This is a genomic window from Kutzneria viridogrisea DSM 43870 (genome assembly GCF_000525635.1).
GTDB classification, from domain to species: Bacteria; Actinomycetota; Actinomycetes; order Mycobacteriales; family Pseudonocardiaceae; genus Kutzneria; species Kutzneria viridogrisea.
The window spans coordinates 5343400-5360636 of sequence record NZ_CP007155.1 but is presented as its reverse complement, the minus strand read 5'-3'; the positions used below and the strand labels follow the sequence as shown (position 1 = coordinate 5360636).

Annotated in this window: 20 protein-coding genes; 11 read left to right on the top strand and 9 right to left on the bottom strand. The window is 72.1% G+C overall.

All coding sequences use genetic code 11. From position 1 onward, the window contains the following. The first annotated feature begins 7 nt into the window (after positions 1 to 7). Together KALB_RS23705 and KALB_RS48295 are read left to right on the top strand one after the other, a co-directional pair. Positions 8 to 652 (top strand): isochorismatase family protein, encoded by a 645-nt coding sequence (locus tag KALB_RS23705; protein WP_025358196.1) that lies wholly within the window; start codon positions 8 to 10, stop codon positions 650 to 652. After that, complete coding sequence (locus tag KALB_RS48295; RefSeq protein ID WP_025358195.1) at positions 645 to 878, top strand: phosphopantetheine-binding protein; 234 nt, start codon at positions 645 to 647, stop codon at positions 876 to 878. The genes KALB_RS23705 and KALB_RS48295 overlap by 8 nt, the downstream gene beginning before the upstream one ends. A gap of 4 nt (positions 879 to 882) precedes the next feature. Here KALB_RS48295 and KALB_RS23695 read toward each other — a convergent pair whose 3' ends face one another. Then, positions 883 to 1860: a hypothetical protein gene (locus KALB_RS23695; RefSeq protein ID WP_025358194.1), complete on the bottom strand. Its 978-nt coding sequence runs from the start codon at positions 1858 to 1860 to the stop codon at positions 883 to 885. 92 nt (positions 1861 to 1952) lie between these two features. On the opposite strand from KALB_RS23695, the gene KALB_RS23690 reads away from it, so the two are divergent. Then, on the top strand, positions 1953 to 2741 hold the full coding sequence (locus KALB_RS23690; RefSeq protein ID WP_025358193.1) for a maleylpyruvate isomerase family mycothiol-dependent enzyme: 789 nt from the start codon (positions 1953 to 1955) through the stop codon (positions 2739 to 2741). A 39-nt stretch (positions 2742 to 2780) separates the two neighbouring features. Here KALB_RS23690 and KALB_RS23685 read toward each other — a convergent pair whose 3' ends face one another. Beyond that, positions 2781 to 3191: a DUF2000 domain-containing protein gene (locus tag KALB_RS23685; RefSeq protein WP_025358192.1), complete on the bottom strand. Its 411-nt coding sequence runs from the start codon at positions 3189 to 3191 to the stop codon at positions 2781 to 2783. Between the two features lie 49 nt (positions 3192 to 3240). Here KALB_RS23685 and KALB_RS23680 point away from each other — a divergent pair, with 49 nt between their 5' ends. Both KALB_RS23680 and KALB_RS47695 read left to right on the top strand, forming a co-directional pair. Continuing rightward, positions 3241 to 4038 carry a helix-turn-helix transcriptional regulator gene (locus KALB_RS23680; protein ID WP_025358191.1) on the top strand — a complete coding sequence of 266 codons (798 nt, stop codon included), beginning with the start codon at positions 3241 to 3243 and terminating at the stop codon, positions 4036 to 4038. Between the two features lie 35 nt (positions 4039 to 4073). Further along, positions 4074 to 5006: a sensor histidine kinase gene (locus tag KALB_RS47695; RefSeq protein ID WP_025358190.1), complete on the top strand. Its 933-nt coding sequence runs from the start codon at positions 4074 to 4076 to the stop codon at positions 5004 to 5006. Here KALB_RS47695 and KALB_RS23670 read toward each other — a convergent pair. The 4 genes from KALB_RS23670 to KALB_RS23655 all read right to left on the bottom strand — a co-directional run bounded on the left by KALB_RS23670 (position 4971) and on the right by KALB_RS23655 (position 7611). Then, complete coding sequence (locus KALB_RS23670; protein WP_025358189.1) at positions 4971 to 5903, bottom strand: DUF2157 domain-containing protein; 933 nt, start codon at positions 5901 to 5903, stop codon at positions 4971 to 4973. The genes KALB_RS47695 and KALB_RS23670 overlap by 36 nt on opposite strands. Before the next feature lie 40 nt (positions 5904 to 5943). Further along, positions 5944 to 6351, bottom strand: coding sequence for a DUF6292 family protein (locus KALB_RS23665; protein WP_025358188.1), 408 nt, complete (start codon positions 6349 to 6351; stop codon positions 5944 to 5946). 45 nt (positions 6352 to 6396) lie between these two features. Beyond that, entirely contained in the window at positions 6397 to 6879 is a 483-nt protein-coding gene (locus KALB_RS44140; RefSeq protein WP_025358187.1) for a hypothetical protein, read from the bottom strand. 234 nt (positions 6880 to 7113) lie between these two features. Then, positions 7114 to 7611, bottom strand: coding sequence for a L,D-transpeptidase (locus tag KALB_RS23655; RefSeq protein WP_025358186.1), 498 nt, complete (start codon positions 7609 to 7611; stop codon positions 7114 to 7116). Between the two features lie 82 nt (positions 7612 to 7693). On the opposite strand from KALB_RS23655, the gene KALB_RS23650 reads away from it, so the two are divergent. Then, positions 7694 to 8197 carry a SigE family RNA polymerase sigma factor gene (locus KALB_RS23650; protein ID WP_025358185.1) on the top strand — a complete coding sequence of 168 codons (504 nt, stop codon included), beginning with the start codon at positions 7694 to 7696 and terminating at the stop codon, positions 8195 to 8197. Further along, the gene (locus KALB_RS23645; protein ID WP_025358184.1) at positions 8194 to 8892 is read left to right on the top strand and encodes a hypothetical protein; all 699 of its coding nucleotides are present in this window, start codon (positions 8194 to 8196) and stop codon (positions 8890 to 8892) included. The genes KALB_RS23650 and KALB_RS23645 overlap by 4 nt, the downstream gene beginning before the upstream one ends. A 40-nt stretch (positions 8893 to 8932) precedes the next feature. Here KALB_RS23645 and KALB_RS23640 read toward each other — a convergent pair whose 3' ends face one another. Further along, on the bottom strand, positions 8933 to 9766 hold the full coding sequence (locus KALB_RS23640) for an aldo/keto reductase (RefSeq protein ID WP_025358183.1): 834 nt from the start codon (positions 9764 to 9766) through the stop codon (positions 8933 to 8935). Positions 9767 to 9954: 188 nt separating this feature from the next. Here KALB_RS23640 and KALB_RS23635 point away from each other — a divergent pair, with 188 nt between their 5' ends. Beyond that, on the top strand, positions 9955 to 10314 hold the full coding sequence (locus tag KALB_RS23635) for a hypothetical protein (protein WP_025358182.1): 360 nt from the start codon (positions 9955 to 9957) through the stop codon (positions 10312 to 10314). A gap of 90 nt (positions 10315 to 10404) precedes the next feature. Then, on the top strand, positions 10405 to 11097 hold the full coding sequence (locus KALB_RS23630) for an RraA family protein (protein ID WP_025358181.1): 693 nt from the start codon (positions 10405 to 10407) through the stop codon (positions 11095 to 11097). A 4-nt stretch (positions 11098 to 11101) separates the two neighbouring features. Here KALB_RS23630 and KALB_RS23625 read toward each other — a convergent pair whose 3' ends face one another. Further along, positions 11102 to 12022: a TauD/TfdA dioxygenase family protein gene (locus KALB_RS23625; RefSeq protein WP_025358180.1), complete on the bottom strand. Its 921-nt coding sequence runs from the start codon at positions 12020 to 12022 to the stop codon at positions 11102 to 11104. Positions 12023 to 12133: 111 nt separating this feature from the next. Further along, positions 12134 to 15259 carry an ATP-binding protein gene (locus KALB_RS23620; RefSeq protein ID WP_052360481.1) on the bottom strand — a complete coding sequence of 1042 codons (3126 nt, stop codon included), beginning with the start codon at positions 15257 to 15259 and terminating at the stop codon, positions 12134 to 12136. A gap of 200 nt (positions 15260 to 15459) precedes the next feature. Here KALB_RS23620 and KALB_RS23615 point away from each other — a divergent pair, with 200 nt between their 5' ends. Beyond that, positions 15460 to 16350, top strand: coding sequence for an alpha/beta fold hydrolase (locus KALB_RS23615; protein WP_025358178.1), 891 nt, complete (start codon positions 15460 to 15462; stop codon positions 16348 to 16350). A 92-nt stretch (positions 16351 to 16442) separates the two neighbouring features. Continuing rightward, the gene (locus KALB_RS23610; RefSeq protein WP_030109031.1) at positions 16443 to 17237 is read left to right on the top strand and encodes an inositol monophosphatase family protein; all 795 of its coding nucleotides are present in this window, start codon (positions 16443 to 16445) and stop codon (positions 17235 to 17237) included.

The window sequence follows — 17237 nt, the reverse complement described above, 5'->3', positions numbered from 1 at the left end:
GAGCACCGTGGGACTGCCCCGCATCGACCCGTACCCGATGCCCACCGAGACCGAGCTACCGGCCAGCCGCGTGTCCTGGCGCTGCGAGCCCGACCGCGCGGTGCTGCTCATCCACGACATGCAGAACCACTTCCTCGCACCGTTCCAAGTGGACCAGTCGCCGGTGGTCGAGTTGCTGGCCAACATCGCCGAGCTGCGCGCCGCCGCGCACGCCGCGGGCATCCCGGTGGTCTACTCCGCGCAGCCCGGTGGGCAGACCCACGAGCAGCGCGGCCTGCAACTGGACATGTGGGGCGAGGGCATCGGTGCCGACCCCGCCGCCGCGGAGATCACCGAGGCGCTGACCCCCGCCGACGGGGACGTGCGCATGACCAAGTGGCGCTACAACGCGTTCCACCGCACGCAGCTGGCGGAGCTGCTCGGCGGGCGCGACCAGTTGGTGATCACCGGCATCTACGCGCACATCGGCTGCCTGATGACCGCCGCCGACGCGTTCATGCGTGACGTGCGGACGTTCTTCGTGGCCGACGCGGTGGCCGACTTCTCCCGCGCCGACCACGAGATGGCCGTGCGCTACGCCGCGAACCGCTGTGGGGTGGTCACTTCCACGGCACGACTGATCGATCAGCTGAAGGGAACCGACGGTGAGTGAGGGCGCGGAGGAGCTGCGCAGGCAGCTCGCGGAACTGCTCGAGGTGGAGCCGCAGTCCATTGGGGACGATGACCCGCTGACCGACCACGGCCTGGACTCGATCCGGGTGATGGCGCTGATCGAGTCCTGGCACGAGCGCGGGCTCAGCCTGTCCTTCGCCCAGCTCGTGGAGGAGCCGACCGTGGCGGCCTGGGCCGCGGCGCTGGCGGCCGCCAAGCAGGGTTAGGGCCTCACGCCTGGGAGTCCCACCAGTTCAGCACTCGCGTCCCGAACAGGGTCAGCCACTTCGACGGCTCGCCCGCTGGCGCGTCGACCTCGAACCACACCCGTCCGGGGTGTGGCCGTGCCTGGAGCCAGGTGCCGTCGGGCTGCCTGGCGGCACGGATGAGCTCGATCGCGTCGGCCATGCGCGGGTCGGGAGGCGTGCCGTCGAGCAGTGCGGCCTGGCGGAAGTACTCGGCCGCGTTGAGCACGGTGTAGGACCAGCGGAACGGGTAGGCGAACTGGTCCACCCATGGTGCCACCGGCTCACCCGTCGACAGACGGCGGAAGAGCCCGCGCCGCAGTAGGTACTCTTCGCCGGAGCACCGAGCGGCGCGGGTCGCCTCCGTGCCCCCGGTCGCGAACTCGTGGGCGAGCAGTCCCTTGAGGGAGTTCAGCGTGGAGTGGAACGAGGATCGCGTCGAGCCCTCGACCCACTCGCAGTTCCAGCCACCGTCGGGTAGTCGGTGCTCCAGGAACCAGTCGACGATGCCGGTGATGTCGGCGCCGAGCCACTGGCCGTTGGCGACCGTCCAGGCGTTGATGCAGCAGTCGACCTCGCCACCCCAGTACGGCAGGTTCTCGTACTCCCAGCGGCTGTTCTCGGCGAGCAGCTCGGCCGTGCGGCGTTCGCGCAGGACCGTGGACCGCAAGCCCCACTCCCGCAACGAGTTGAGCGTCCAGGTCGTGGCCGTCCAGGGCTGCCCGGCACCTTCTGCCGCCTCTGGACCGTGGAAGTCGAAGTCCGCGGGGAAGAACGCGCCGCCCGCCCACTGGCCGTCCGGGTCCTGGAGCGCGAGCAGGCGCGCGCCGAACCCCTCGGTCGCGATCCTCGCCCGCGTCGCCTGCCACACCGCGGCCGGCTCGCCCAGGAGATCGCGCTCGACCTGCCAGCGCAGTGCCGGATCGGAGTCGAGGAGCCACACGATCGGGGCACTGGACACCATGGTGCGACTCTAACCCGCAAACTGCCTGCGCCCGCCGCGTCGGCTGGGAAAATCGCTGTTCGGTTGCCGGAGCACAGTGATAGGCATCCTGAGTGGAGAAGACCCTGGAGTTCCCCGCTCTGCTGCGGCTGATCGACGATCGATCGACGGCCTTCCGGGCCGCGGTCGCCGCCGCGCCCAGCCTCGACGCGCAGGTGCCGACCTGCCCCGAGTGGACGCTGTTCGATCTGGTGCGGCACCTGGGGCAGGGGCGCCGCTCCTGGGCCGCCACCATCGCCGCCGGGCCCGCCGCCACGGCCAAGTCCGCACCGCAGGGCGACCCGGCCGCACCTCGGGAGCGCGCGGCCCTGGCGGCCTGGTTGGCCGCATCGACGCAGGAACTGCTGGACGCACTGCGGGAGGCCGGCCCGGATCGCGGTTGCTGGACGTGGTGGGGTGCCTCGCAGTCGCCGCGTACCTGCGGTGCCGTCGCCCGGCACCAGCTCCAGGAGATCGCGGTGCACACCTACGACGCCCAGCTCATCCTGGGCGCCCCGCGGCCGCTACCGGACGAAGTGGCACTCGACGGTGTCGAGGAGTTCCTGTTCACCTGCTGCGCGACGACGAGCGCCTGGCCGCACAAGCCCACTGCCTTCGACTTCCGCACCACCGAGGGCCAGTCCTGGCGCCTCACCGTCGACGGTGACGGCGCGCGCTCCACCCGTCTCCCCGCGCCCGGCACCGCTGCCGACGAGGGCCCGGAAGCGGCCGGCGTCTCCGTTCGCGGCACGGCCAGCGACCTGGTCCTGTTCATGTACGACCGTATCCCGGCGGACTCCCTGCGGATCGACGGGGACGCGGGTCTGATCGACCTGCTCCGCGCCTGGGAGCCGGCGGAGTAGGACGACCAGTAACCCGGAAACTGCCTGCGCGAGCCGTTGTCACGGGTGCATGCGCGCCCCCTTGAGGACCTTGTCCACCGCGTTCTTGGGCCCGTGCACGGCGATGCCGACCAGGTCCATCTGGTCCCGGCCGACCGCGCGCACGGCGGCGCGGTTGTCCGCGTCGTTGCCGGTGGCGAACAGGTCCGAGGTGAACACCGACAGCGCCATGCCGCGGGCGACGGCCTTGCCGTGAGCCGAGGTCAGCACCTCCTTGCCGCCCTCGAACACCAGCACCGGCTGGCCGAACATGGGCAGGTACGTGGTGTCGTCGGCGTCCACGTAGGGCTCGCCGACCAGGTCGGGGTTCAGCGCCGCGATGCCGCTGACCAGGAACGCGGTCACGTTGAGCCGCTGCCAGGTGAGCAGGTCCTCGCGCAGCAGTACGGCGATCTTGGTGGTGAAGTGCACGCGGTCGAGTCTGTCGACAGTGGCCGGTCACGGCTTGTACGTTCTTGACGTGGTGGGCAGGTCGGAGGTCACGGCGTGGCGGCCCGGGGTGCCGGGCATCCACGAGGTCTTCCACGCGCGGTTCACCGATCACGCCTACCCCGCGCACACCCACGACGCCTGGACCCTGCTGCTGATCGACTCCGGGGTGGTCAGCTACGAGATGGACCGGCACGAGCACGGAGCGCAGCGTTCCTTCGTCACGCTGCTGCCGCCGGACGTGCCGCACAACGGGCGTTCGGTGCTGCCGGAGGGCTTCCGCAAGCGGGTGCTGTACCTGGACCGGGCGGTGCTGGACGAGCGGTTGATCGGCGCCGCCGTGAACGTGCCCGCGCTGCACGACCCGACCCTGCGGCTGCGGGTGCGGCAACTGCACGACGCGCTGGGCCCGCGCACCGAGGACCTGGAGGCGCAGAGCAGGTTCGCGCTGGTGACCGAGCGGCTCGACCAGCACCTGCGGCACGCCGTGCGCGCACCCCGCGCCGTGCGCGACCCCAGCCTGGCCCGGCGCCTGCGCGACCTGCTCGACGCGCGGGTCCCCGACGGGCTGTCCCTGGCGGAGGCGTCGGCCGAACTGGGCGCGCACCAGACGCACCTGGTGCGTGCCTTCAGCCGGGAGTACGGCATGCCCCCGCACCTGTACCTGACGGGACGTCGCGTGGACCTGGCCCGGCGGCACCTGCTCGCGGGCGAGTCCGCCGCGCAGGCCGCGGTGTTGGCCGGGTTCTACGACCAGTCCCACCTGACCCGGCACTTCCGGCGGACCCTGGGCACGACCCCGGCGCACTACGCGCGAGCCGCTCGCTGACGGTACCGTGGTGGCATCCCACCGGGAGTGAGGCCGTGGCCAGTTCCGCCTTCCAGCACTCAGCGTTCCTGTACGACGGAGCGGACCAGTTCTGCGACGGGGTGCTGTCCTTCGTGCGGTCCGGGCTGGGCGCCGACGAGGCCGTACTGGTCGCGGTCACCGAGGACAAGGCCGCCCTGCTGCGCGCGGAACTGGGCGCCGACGCCGAGCGGGTGTGCTTCGTGGACATGGCCGAGGTGGGCCGCAACCCGGCGCGCATCATCCCCGCCTGGCGCGACTGGGTGGGGGAGCATACGGGGGTGCGCGGGTTCCGCGGTGTGGGCGAGCCCGCCTGGCCCGGTCGCTCGGCCGAGGAACTGACCGAGTGCGCACACCACGAGTCCCTGCTCAACCTGGTCTTCGACGGGCTGGCGTCCTGGCAGCTGATGTGCCCCTACGACGTGTCGGGGCTGGACCCCGAGGTGATCGACACGGCGCTGGCGAACCACCCGTACCTGGCCGCGGAGGTCAACACCGGCTACCGGGAGCCCGAGCCGCTCGCCCTGTTGGCGCAGTCCCTGCCGGAGCCGACCGGTCCCGTGGAGCAGTACCGGTTCGACGCGGGGCGGCTGGCCGGGGCGCGGCAGGTGGTCGTGCGGCTGGCGACCGAGGCCGGGGCCCGCCAGGAGCTGGCCGAGGACCTGGCGCTCGCGGTGCATGAGGCGGCGATGAACAGCGTGGACCACGGCGGGGGCCAGGGCGTGCTGCGGATCTGGCAGGACGGCGGGCAGCTCGTCTGCGAGGTGCGGGACAGCGGATGGCTCACCGACCCGCTGGTCGGCCGCGCGCGCCCCACGCTGGGGCAGGCGCGCGGCCGCGGCATGTGGATGATCCACCAGCTGTGCGACCTGGTACAGCTGCGTTCCTCGGAGCGGGACGGCACCCTGGTCCGGCTACGCGTGACGACCGATGTGCAGCCGCATCCCTAGCCCGCCGACCGCGAGCAGCACCAGCCCGGCCAGCAGCACCAGCAGCGCGCCGTTGACCGTGCCACCGGTCCAGTCCCACACCGCCTCCGGCACCGCGACGGTCACGCTCACCACGCCCGCGCCGAGCAGAACCGGTGTGCGGTCGACGAAGTAGAGCACGAAGCAGATCATGGCGAGCAGCAGCGTGCCGCCGTAGACGATCCACACGTCGCGCAGCTCGCCCATGGGGAACTGGGTGCCGATCAGGGTGATCGCCGCCCCCACACCGAGCCCCACCGAGCGGTGCTCGATGGTGTGGCCCAGGGCCAGTGCGGACCACGCGATGCCCACCAGCACGAGGATGAGCCCGGCGCGCGGCAGGTTGTAGCCCCACAGGTCGACCAGGCCCAGCGCGGCGGTGAAACTGGCCACGGCGGCCACCAGCAGTGAGGGGATCGCCGGAGCCAGCACGTACCCGATGACGGCCAGCACCAGTGCGACCCCGCCGCCGACCAGCGCCGGCTGGTGGTTCTCCGCGGCGATCATGCCGGTGAACCCACCCGTCACGGCGGCCAGCGCCAGCAGCACCGACCCGGCGCGGGCACGCACCGGGTTCACCCGGCCCCGCAGCACCCCGCTGGCCAGCGCGGCGACCGCCAGCACCACCGTGACCCCGGCGAGCAGGCCCACGCGGCCCGCGTGGGTGAACCCGCTCCAGGACAGGCTGATCACCAGCGAGGCCCCCGCCAGCAGCAGTGCGGCGCCCACGTAGCCCAGCACCTCGGCGAGCCGTGCGCGGGCAGGGCCCCGGTCTGTCTCCAGCGCGCCGAGCACGGCCTCGGCCTGTCCGTTGGAGATCGTTCCCTCGGTCACCAGCGCCTTGAGCGCTGCCTGCTGCTCCGCGGCGAGCTTCACCATTGTTTGGGCATACCCGGTGTGGGGGACGCCCAAACTGGGCTCACACGATGGACTCGCCCGCGTACCTCGCGAGCCGTCCGGGCAGTTCGGCGCCGCTGAACCGCGGCGGGTGCAGTTCGCCCGGATAGCTGCCCGCAACGACTTCGTCCACGAAGGCCCGCACCTGGGACGGCTCGGGCAGCAGGTCCCCGCTGAGGTAGGACAGCACCACGGGTGGCTCGCCCGGATCGGTCTCCACGCCCACCGACCAGCCGTGGTGCTCGTCCCAGACCAGCATCAGGTCGCGGTCGGGGAAGTTGCCGCTGCGCACGGCCAGCGCGAGGTAGGCGCTGGCGTACTCCGCGATCTCGAAGCTGACAGCGTGTCTTGGCACGGTGAGTGCGTGCGCCACAGCCGCGACGTATGCACCAAGCCCCTGCGCTGCCTGACTGTCCGGGTCGAGGTTCATGACCGGCGGTTACCCACTTGGTCTTGGTTCAACCTGTCGAGTGAGTCACCCGTGCGGTGACAGCCAGGCCGGTACCCGGGCACCGCCGCGTTCGCAGTCGTCGAGCAGGCTGGCCGCCCACAGCAGCAGGTGCAGCAGCGCGGTGACCGTCTCCTGCGGCTCGTCCCTGGCGAACAGCAGGTCCAACTGGATGGCCGCCGACTCGTGGTCCTCGTTGAGCTCCGCCAGCAGCGAGCGGTAGGTCGCCCGCAGCGGCGGCTCCACCTCGTCCACCGGGATCGGGGCCCCCTCCAGGTCGCCGAGGTGCATCTGTAGCTCGCCGCCCGCCCCCGCGTGCTCCGAGAGCGCCCGCAGCATCTGTGCCGAGGCGCTGACCAGCTCGTTCGCCGCGTCCCGCAGGTTGTCCAGACCGGTGTCCTCCTCGGTCTGGTACAGGTTCTCCAGCGCCATGATCGCGCCCTGCGGGTCCTCCGCGCGCAGTAGGCAGACCGCGTCCCGCAGGTGCGACCTGGTCCAGTCCTCGGTCACGATCCCTCCCCGGTGGCTCCGTGCATCCTCCCGACTACCCCGAACGCCCGACCCCCAACCCTCACGCTCACCCCGCGAGTCCCGCTCTCCCGCGTGCGAGTCCCGCTCTCCCGCACCCGCCAGGCCAGCCCGGAACGTCCGACACACCGTCCCGAAAACGCCGACACGCGCTGGCCTCCCGGACTCGCGAGCGGCTCAGCGGGACTCGCGCTCCGCAGAGCGGGACTCGCGGGGTTAGGGCAGGACCTGGACTGTTTGGTCCTTGGCCAGGGTGTCGAAGAAGCGCTGGGCGTCCTCGGCGCGGAGGTGGACGCAGCCGTGTGAGGCCTGTTCGAGGCTGCCCTCGTGGAACGCGATGCCGCCGGGTGCGAAGAACACGGAGTTGGGCATGGGCGCGTCGTACTCGCTGCTGTACTGGTCCTTGTTCTTCCACGCGACCGCGAACGTGCCGGTCGGGGTCGGTGTGTCGGGGGCACCGGGCATGATGGGCACGGGGCCGTACACCACCGCCCCGTCGCGCAGCAGCCACGCCTGCCTGGTGGACAACCGCACGCACGCCCCGGTGACGACAGCGGTGCACGGCGCCACCGGGACGGCCTGGGTGGTCGGCGCGGGGGTGCTGGTGGTCGTCAGGGGTGTGACGGTTTCGGCGACACGCACCGGCGGTGCGACCGTCGTCGAGCAGCCCGTCAGCAGCATGCAGGCGGCCAGCACTTCCAGTCTGATCCTCATGCCGGTCCCGACGGGCCGGTCGCCGGAAAAGTTGTGGTCCGGGGCCGACAACCTTTCCCGCTGCCCGGTCGTCTGCCCCCGGGTGAGGAGCGACGCCGAGTTCGCCGAGTTCGTGGGCAGCAGCGCGCCACGGCTGCTGCACACCGCGTACCTGTTCAGCGGGGACCGGCACCAGGCCGAGGACGATGTGCAGACGGCGCTGGCGCGGACCTACGCCGCCTGGTCGGGGATCCGCAACAGGGACCCGCACGCCTACACGCGCAAGGTGCTGGTCAACCTCGTGATCGATCGCTGGCGGCGTCCCCTGCGCGAGGACCCGTACGAACAGGTGCCCGAACGGCCTGTGCCGGAGGACTTCACCCGCGGGCTGGACCACCAGGGCGAACTGGCCCGCCTGCTGGACCAACTCACCCCGCGTGAGCGGGCGATCGTGGTGCTGCGCCACTACCACGACCTGCCGGAGGCCGAGGTGGCCGCCGAGCTGAACATCTCGCTGGGCACCGTGAAGAGCACGAACTCCCGGGCGCTGGCGAAGCTGCGCGTGTCCACCGGGCAGCCCGTACCGGCCAGCGGGGGTGCCCGGTGAACGACCTGGAGTCGCTGCGTGGGGCCCTGCGCACGCCGCCGCCTGACGGGTTCGCGCCGGTGGACGTGCAGCGGGTGATGGCCCTCGGCGGCCGGATGCGAACCCGGCGGCGTGCGCTGCGGGCCTCGGCCGTGCTCGGGGTGACGGCGGCCGTGCTGATCTCCGTCAGCACGATCAGCCAGCAGCAGTCGACCCCGCCCGCCGCCCCGGTGCTGCTCAGCCAGAGCCACCCCGCCGACCCGGGCTCCACCACGGTCAGCGACGTGGTCGAGACGGGTCTGCGCGACGACCGGGGGCAGGTGCTGCTGTACTTCGTGTCCGGGGACTACCGGGTGAAGAATTCGATCAACGCCGCGCAGCGCTACAGCGGGTACGGACTGACCCTCGCGCACCGGGACGGGCAGGGCCGGATCACCGCGGACACCACCAGTAACGCCAGCTTCACCGAGGGCGTGTTCGACCTGTGCCAGAACGAGGAGCGGGGACTGGCCACCTACGGGATCTACACCGGCCCCGCGGCCAGGATCGTCGCGAAGCTGGACGAGGGTGAGGTCACCGCGCACACCACCACCTGGTCGACCGATCGCACCGTGGTGCTCTACTGGTTCGACCCGGACACCGCGCCGAAGTTCGCCAGGTCGGGGACCCTCACCCTGTCCGCCCTCGACGCGGAGGGCCGCCCGCTGGCGAAATGAGCCCCGCAGGCCCGCGGGGCGCTCCCCGCGGGCCGCTGCCTCAGGCGGCGTTGAACTCGTCGGGGTTCGGGCCGGTGCGGTGCCCCTTGTCCAAGGTGGACAGTGCGGTGAGGTCCTGCTCGGTCAGCGAGAAGTCGGCGACGGCGAAGTTCTCGCGGATGCGCGAGGGCGTGACCGACTTGGGGATGACCACGTTGCCCAGTTGCAGGTGCCAGCGCAGGATGACCTGCGCCGGGGTGCGGCCCAGGCGCTGCGCGATCGCGGCGATGGTCGGGTCGGCGAGCAGTTCGCCGCCCTGGGCCAGCGGGCTCCACGCCTCGGTGGCGATGCCGTGCTCGGCGTGGAAGGCACGCAGCTCGGCCTGTTGCAGCAGCGGGTGCAGCTCGATCTGGTTGAGCACCGGCACGACCGAGCCCTCCTCGAGCACGCGCCGCAGGTGGGCGGGCTGGAAGTTGGACACGCCGATGGCGCGCACGCGGCCGTCCGCGTACAGCTTCTCGAAGGCACGCCAGGTGTCCAGGTACAGCTCGCGGGCCGGGGTGGGCCAGTGGATCAGGTACAGGTCGAGCTGTTCGAGGCCGAGCTTGGCCATGCTCTCGTCGAAGGCGCGCAGGGTGGAGTCGTAGCCCTGGGCGCTGTTCCACAGCTTGGTGGTGATGAACAGGTCCTCGCGGGCCAGGCCGCTGCGGGCGATGGCGGCGCCGACCCCGGCCTCGTTGCCGTAGATGGCGGCCGTGTCGATGCTGCGGTACCCGGCCTCCAGTGCCGCGCCGACCGCGGCGGTGGTCTCCTCGTCGGGCACCTGGAACACCCCGAAGCCCAGTTGCGGCATCTGGACGCCGTTGGTGAGCTTGACGGTGGGGATCTCGGACATGCTGGGCATTCCTCCGTGCGTGAGCAATAGTTGCAAGCGCTGTTTGTTGCAGACGCCTGTAATCCTACTCCGGTCTGGCGCCCACGCAAATCGAGCGTTCCGTGCTTGCGGGTGAACTCGGCGTGGCCATAATCTGTTACCGCGAGTTACACATAAATCGGCCGGTCCGACCCGGAAGGACACCGACCATGAACCTGCCCGCTCCTGTGGCCCAGTTCCTCGGCAGCACCAAGCGGGAGACCGCCTCGCTGCTTGGCCGGTGGCAGTCCGAGGCCACCGAGCACCTCGCCCAGCTCGCGGGGCGTTCCGCCGGGCTGACCGACGAGGCCAGTGACCGGTTCGCGCACCTGGCCGACAGCGCCAGCGACAGCGCGGCGCACCTCGCCCGCAACGCCGCCGACGCCGCGGGCAGCTACGCCCGCGAGGCCTGTGACCGGGCCTCGGCGGCCGTCGCCCGGTGGAGCGACGGCCTCGGGGACCGGATCGTGCGCCTGGGTGAGCGGATCAGCGAGCCGACCCCCCGTCGCCGTCGTGGTCGCCGTCGCTGAGCAGCCGACCGTTTCCCCTTGGCGCGCAGGCCCTCGCGGATAGGATCATGGCGCACTCGCCGGTGGCGGGGCAGAGCCAGGGAGAGGGTCATGCTGGAGGCTTTCGCCGACCTGTCCACGCCGTTGGTGGCCGACGCGTGCCTGCGCACCGGGGTGCCGCTGCGCGTCGCGCCCGCCGGTATCGCGGCGGTCGTGCCCGGTCACCGGGTCGCGGGTCGCGTGCTGCCCGCGCGGCACTACGGCAGCGTGGACGTGTTCCTGGAGGCCTACGGCCAGGCCGAACCGGGTGACGTGCTGGTGGTCGACAACGGCGGGCGCACCGACGAGGCCTGCGTCGGCGACCTGGCCGCGTTGGAGGCCCAGTCGGCGGGGGTCGCCGGGCTGGTGGTGTGGGGCCTGCACCGCGACAGCCCGGAGCTGGTCGAGATCGGGCTGCCGGTGTTCAGCTACGGCAGTTACCCGCCCGGCCCGGTGCGGCTGGACGAGCGGGAGCCCGAGGCGCTGACCACCGCCCGGTTCGGGCCGCACGAGGTCAGCGCCGCGGACGCCGTGTTCGGTGACCAGGACGGGGTGCTGTTCCTCGCCCTCGACCAGGTCGAGCAGGTGCTGGCCGCCGCGCGGCGGATCTGGCTGACCGAGCGCGAGCAGGCACAGCAGATCCAGGCGGGCCGGACCCTGCGCGAGCAGACGTCCTTCGCCGAGTTCCTGGCCCGCCGGGCCACTGACCCGGCCTACACCTTCCGGCAGCACCTGCGGCGGATCAACGGGGCGATCGAGGAGTAGCCGCTCAGGCCAGGGCGGAGTAGTGCGAGGCGTCGCCGATCCGGGTGGTGCTCCTGGTGCCGTCCACGCTCACCGGCACGTCACCGGCCAGCGTGATCCGGTGCAGCCGACGGGGGTTGTCCTCGTAGTCGGCGATCGCGTAGTGCTGGGTCGCGCGGTTGTCCCAGATCGCGACGTCTCCCTCGCGCCAGTGCCAGCGCACGGTGTTCTCCAACTGGGTCACCCGCTGTTGCAGCAACTGGAAGAGCGCCTGCGACTCGCCGCTGGTCAGCCCGACGAGCCGTTTCACGAAGTGCCCCAACAACAGTGCCCGCTCACCGGTCTCCGGGTGCACGCGGACCACCGGGTGCTCGGTCTCGTACACAGTGGACTCGAACGTGTCCCGGTAGGACTGGAACTTCACGTCCACACCGCCGATCCGCGCCTCGTCCACGCTCGCGGCGTAGTCGTAGGCGTTGCTGTGCACCGCCCACAACCGGTCCACCAGCGCCTTCAGCGGCTCGGGCAGTTTGTCGTACGCGGCAACGGTGTTCGCCCAGGTGGTGTCCCCGCCGTAGGGTGGCAGCCGCACCGCGCGCAGCACGCTGATCGCCGGGACCCGGTCCACGAAGGTGACGTCGGTGTGCCAGCTGTTGGCCTTGGAGTAGTCCGAGTCGATCGGCAGCACGGCGGCGTTGCCCTGTCCCGGCACCGTGGGGTGGGCCAGGGTCGGCGTGCCCAGTAGGGAGGCGAAGGCGAGTTGTCCCGTGTCGTCGAGGTGCTGCTGGCCCCGGAAGAAGATCACCTTGTGCGTCAGCAGCGCGGCCCGGATCCGGGCAACGGTGGCCGCGTCCAGGTCCCCGCCCAGCCGCACGCCGTCGATCCGTGCGCCGGTGTGCTCGCCCAGCCGTACCACCCTGGCCGCTACCTCTGCCTGCACGGTCACGTCCGCCTCCTCGTCCCTGCTCCGCCACCACTCCCGAAACTAGGGACGCCCCGGCTGACGCGGCAAGAAATCAGAACTCCGTGTAAACACTTCCGAACAAGCTGTCCCACATCATGGATGCAGCGCGTCGAGGTAGCGCGACACCGGGCCCAGGGTGACCAGTCCGCTGCCCGCCCCGGCCAGCTCTCCGGCCGCTGGCAGCAGTCGCGCGTGCGCCTGCCGCATCAGCGGTCGGTCCCGCAGTTCGATCGCGGCCACCGCCAGCAGGCAGGTGCGGGCCTCGTAGAGCAGGTCGCGGGGTGACTCCGGCACGGCCCGTGCCGCGGCCAGCGCCCCGTCGCGGTCCCCGGCCGCCAGCAGCCCGAGCGGACGGACCCAGTCCAGGTGCGGGCCCCAGTCGGCCTTCAGGTCCACTTCGGACAGTCGCCCGTGCTGGATGTTCAGGCACAGCAGGGCGAAGGGCAGGGCTCCCCGCTCCAGGCCCCACATCCCGGTGCCGCCGAGCCGGGCGGCGGCAGCGCGGTAGGCGGCCCGCGCGGCCTGGGCGGGCCCGGTCGCGGCCAGCCGGAGCGCCGCGTACCACTCGGTGAACACGCCCACCAGCGGCAGTTCGTGGCGCGCGGCGAGCCGGTCGGCGGCAGCGGCGTGCTCGTCGGCCGTGCCGAACTCGGCCAGCGCCGAGTGCGCCTGGACCAGGACGAGGTGGCCGAGCACCTCGAAGGTGACCAGCTCGTGCTCGGCGGCCAGTTCGACCAGTTCCCGGCCGATCGCCGCCCGCTGCGGAGCGAGGCCCGCGCGGTCGAAGGTGTGCATGAACCGGCCGTTCAACGCGAACGCGAGCAGGACGGGATCGGCCAGCCCCCGTGCGAGCGACTCGGCCTCCCGCGCTGCCTCGGCCCCGCGTGCCGAGCGGGTGCCGCGCAGTTCCATGGCGATCGTGCTCAGCAGGCGGGCCCGTTCGGCGGGCAGGTGTTCGGGCAGTGCGGTGAGCGTGCGCTCGGTCACCGCGACGACCCGGTCGGACAGCGCGGGATCGTCGTTCGCGGTCCAGATGCCCGGCACGTCGAAGGCCCCGATCACGCGGGCGGTCAGTTCGGGGTCGCCGAGGTCCCCGGCCACGGTGATCGCTTCGGCCCGGTGCCGCCGCGCGCCCGCCAGGTCGCCGGTCACGGCGAGCGCACGTACCTGGCCCATCACCAGTTCCAGCCTGGTCCGCGGGTCGGCGGCGGGGGAGCGGTCGTGCGCGGTGATCGCCGCCTGCCACAGCCGCGCGGCCTCGTGCGGCGCGAACCGGCGCTCCGCCAGCCCGGCGGCCAACGCCGCGTAGTGGGCCGCGCGCGGGCTCCCGGCCAGCAGGAAGTGGTGGGCCAGGACCTCGACCTCGCCGGGGCGCACCTGCTCCAGGGCTTCCGCGACCACGGCGTGCCAGCGGGCCCGTCGCGCCTGTGACACGTCCTCGTACAGGGTGTCCCGCACCAGGGCGTGCGCGAACCGGGCCTGCTCGGGCCCGGACTCGACCAGGAATCCCATGAGCAGTGCGGAGTCCAGCGCGTCCAACACCAGCTCCTCCGCTCCGGCCAACGGGATCAGCAGGTCCAGGTGCACGTCCCTGCCGATCACCGCCGCCTGGCTGAGCACCGTGCGGGCGGCCCGCGGCAGGGCGGTGAGCCGGTGCCGGATCACGTCCCGGACGCCGGTTGGCACGGCGGACAGCGCGGCTTCGCCCTCGGCGTCGAACAGCCTTGCCAGTTCGCGGGCGAAGAAGGGGTTGCCGCCACTGCGTTCGTGGATGACCCGCACCGTGGCCTCGTCCGCCTCGCGCTCGGCGGCGGCCCGCACCAGTCCGCCGACCGCTGTCTCGGTCAGGCCGCCGAGGTAGATCCGGACCGGCTCCAGGCGAGCGGCACGGCCGAGCAGGGCCGTGAGGCCAGGGGTGATCTCATCGGCCCGGAAGGTCCCCACGACCAGCACCGGCCGCGCCAGGGGCTCGGCGACCAGCGCGGCCAGCAGTGCCAGGGTCTGTTCATCTGCCCGGTGCAGGTCGTCCAGCACCACCAGCAGCGGTCCGCTTCCAGCCGCTTTGTCTACATAGGACACAACGGATCGGTTTACGTGGAACCTTGCTGTGGCAGGGTCCTCTGTGCTGTCCGACGGCACAGTTGTTGCTGGCGCAGGTGTGTGGACCGCAGTGGCGATGGCGTCGAGGACCTGCGTCCATGGCCAGGCCGCGGGCACGCCCTCGTGCTCGGGATTGCGCCCCCAGGCGATGATCCAGCCCTGCGCCGCGAGGGTCGCGGTCAGCGTCTCGGCAAGTGTTGTCTTGCCCGCACCGGCTTCACCGGAAACCAGGGCCAGTCCGAGCTTCGGCGTGTCCCGTGTGGACACTGCCAGTGCGGTCAACCGGGCGAGGTCTCGCTCGCGGCCCACGAGGCTCGGCGGGGTTGGCCCCTGCTGGACCGGCGTGTCGAGCCGGGGTGACTGGGCGAGGATGTCGGCCTCCAGTTGCCGCAGCTGCGGGCCGGGGTCCACACCCAGTTCGGTGACGAGCGCGGACTTGGCCGTGTGCAGGGCGTCCAGGGCGTCGCGTTGGCGGCCCGCCCGGTACAGGGCCAGTGCCAGCAGGTGCCAGGCGTGCTCGCGCCACGGGTGGTCGGCGACGTGTGCCCGCAGGTCGGCGGCCACGGCGTCGGCCCGCCCCAACGCGAGCGCGGCCTGTGCACGGCGTTCCACCGCGAGCAGCCGCAACTCCTCCAGGCGGTCCACCTCCGCCCGCGCCCAGTGCTCCTCGGCGAACTCCGCGTAGGCGGGTCCGCGCCACCAGGTGAGCGCACTGTCCAACCTGGACAGTGCGGTCCCGGCGCGGCCAGCGGCGAGCAGGTCGGCGGACTCGGTCAGCGCGGACTCGAACCGCCACGCGTCGACCGAGTCGTCGGCGGCGCGCACCGCGTAACCGGCACCCTCGGTCACCAGCACGGTGGCGGGTGTCCTCGGTGGACGGTCGGGCTCGATGGCCTGGCGCAGTGCGGCGACGAAGGTCTGGACCGCGCCGACCGCGCCCTGTGGCGGGTCCGGCCACAGGTCCTCGACCAGCAGCCGCACCGGCACCACCCGGCGCCTGGCGATCAGCAGGCGGGCCAGCACCGCCCGGTGCCGCGGGCCCTTGAGTCCGATCGGGCCCCGCCCGTCCTGGGCCACCAGCGGCCCCAGCACGCCGAAGCTCACCACCGGCCCGTCCACCTCACGGCACCGACCTTAGCCGCCCGCCCGGCCGACGCCATGAAGGTGTCCTTTGAGACGTCCAGTGTCGCGAACGGCACCTTCATGACGTCGCCGAGAGGAGCCGCGAAGGTGGCGTGGTGAGCCGGTGCTGATTGGTTGCTGATCGGGGCCGGGCACGCTGCCGGGCGGCAAGCGGAGTTCAGCAGAGAGGCCTGACCGTGACCCCGAGGATCACCGGATTCGACTACCAGCGCGTGCCCGTCGCCGAGGACGTGGCGCTGACCGCGGCCGTTGGCGGCTCGGGCAGCCCCGTCGTGCTGCTGCACGGCTTCCCGCAGACCCACCTGATGTGGCGGCACGTGGCCGCCGACCTGGCCGCCGACCACACCGTGATCGTGCCCGACCTGCGCGGCTACGGGGACAGTGACAAGCCCGCCGACCGGGACGGGCAGACCTACGCCAAGCGCAGGATGGCCGCCGACGTGGTGGCGCTGGCGCGGGCCTTCGGTCACGAGCGGTTCGCGCTGGCCGGGCACGACCGCGGCGCCCTGGTCGCCCTGCGGGCCGGGCTGGACCACCCGGCGCACGTCACCCACCTGGCCTGCCTGGACGTGCTGCCGACCCTGGACACCTGGCAGGTGATGCACGGCACCTCGGCCGCGGTCGGCTTCCACCTGTACCTGATGGCCCAGCCGCCGGGCCTGGCCGAGCTGATGATCGCCAACAGCGCGGACGCGTTCTTCGGCCACTTCCTGGACAGCTGGACCAGGGACCCGAACGCCATTCCCGCCGAGGTCCGCGCGGCCTACCTGGCGGCCTCGGCGCGGGCGGTCACCTCGATCGTCGCCGACTACCGGGCCACCGCCACCGTCGACCTCGAGCACGACACCGCGGACAAGGAGGCCGGGAACCGGCTGCGCATGCCGGTGACCGTGTTGCAACAGGACTGGGGCGCAGCCCTGGGCTTCGACGCCAGGGCCCGGTGGCAGGCGTGGGCCCCCGACCTGGACCACCGCACGGTGTCCTGCGGTCACTTCATGGCTGAGGAGGCGCCCGCCGAGGTGGTCGGGGCGCTGCGCGAGCTGTTCCAGCGAATTGCGTTTGAGTAAGGTGATACCTTACAAAGTTGCATTTGACGTCATGTCGCGCCGCTCCTAGCGTGGGAATCACCGAAAACCCCTTTGGAAGAACGGGAAATCCCATGTCTGTGGACTCCACACTGCTGCCCGAGGTCCGCGCCGTGGTGCAGGCGGCTGGTGCGCGGTTGCGTGAGCGCTTCACCCCCGGCTCGCGCCCCGGCGACCTGGACGCGGTGCTCGCCGCGCTCCAGGCCAACGACGAGGCCTCACTCCAGGTGCTGCGCAAGGGATTGCTCGCCGCACGGCCCGGTGCGCGGTGGGCCGAGGACGAACTGGCCGGTGGGCCGCTGCCCGCGGGCGAGTGGTGGGTCACCGACCCGGTGGAGGGCAACATCAACCACGTGCACGGCATGACGGACTGGTCGGTCACCGCGACCCTGGTGCGGGACAACGAGCCGGTGCTCACCGTGGTGCACCTGCCGCTGGCCGGGGACACCTACACGGCGGTCCGCGGCGGCGGGGCCTTCCGCAACGGCACGAGGCTGAGCACCTCGGCGAAGACCGGGCTGGAGGCGGCGTTCGTGGGCACCGGTCAGGCCAAGCCGGGGGAGGGCGCGGAGACCTTCCGGCGCATCGGCCAGTCGGTGACCGCGATGCTCGACGCCGCGCTGGTCGGCAAGATGTCGGTACCGGCCACGCTGCTGCTGATCCAGGTGGCCGCCGGGCGCATGGACCTGTTCTGGCAGTACAGCGACGTGCGCTCCGGGCTGATGGCGGGCGCGCTGCTGGTGGCCGAGGCCGGGGGAGTGGTCACCGACACCCGGGGCGAGCCCTGGACCCCGGCCAGCCGGGACTTCCTCGCCGCCGCACCGGGTGTGCACCCCGCCGCCGTCGACGTCCTGTCCACGATCGCCTGA

Coding starts and splice junctions, on each gene's coding strand:
- KALB_RS23695 (WP_025358194.1), bottom strand. CDS start 1,860: ATGGTGTCCAGTGCCCCGATCGTGTGGCTCCTCGACTCCGATCCGGCA.
- KALB_RS23670 (WP_025358189.1), bottom strand. CDS start 5,903: ATGGTGAAGCTCGCCGCGGAGCAGCAGGCAGCGCTCAAGGCGCTGGTG.
- KALB_RS23665 (WP_025358188.1), bottom strand. CDS start 6,351: ATGAACCTCGACCCGGACAGTCAGGCAGCGCAGGGGCTTGGTGCATAC.
- KALB_RS23635 (WP_025358182.1), top strand. CDS start 9,955: ATGAACCTGCCCGCTCCTGTGGCCCAGTTCCTCGGCAGCACCAAGCGG.
- KALB_RS23640 (WP_025358183.1), bottom strand. CDS start 9,766: ATGTCCGAGATCCCCACCGTCAAGCTCACCAACGGCGTCCAGATGCCG.
- KALB_RS23655 (WP_025358186.1), bottom strand. CDS start 7,611: ATGAGGATCAGACTGGAAGTGCTGGCCGCCTGCATGCTGCTGACGGGC.
- KALB_RS23630 (WP_025358181.1), top strand. CDS start 10,405: ATGCTGGAGGCTTTCGCCGACCTGTCCACGCCGTTGGTGGCCGACGCG.
- KALB_RS23610 (WP_030109031.1), top strand. CDS start 16,443: ATGTCTGTGGACTCCACACTGCTGCCCGAGGTCCGCGCCGTGGTGCAG.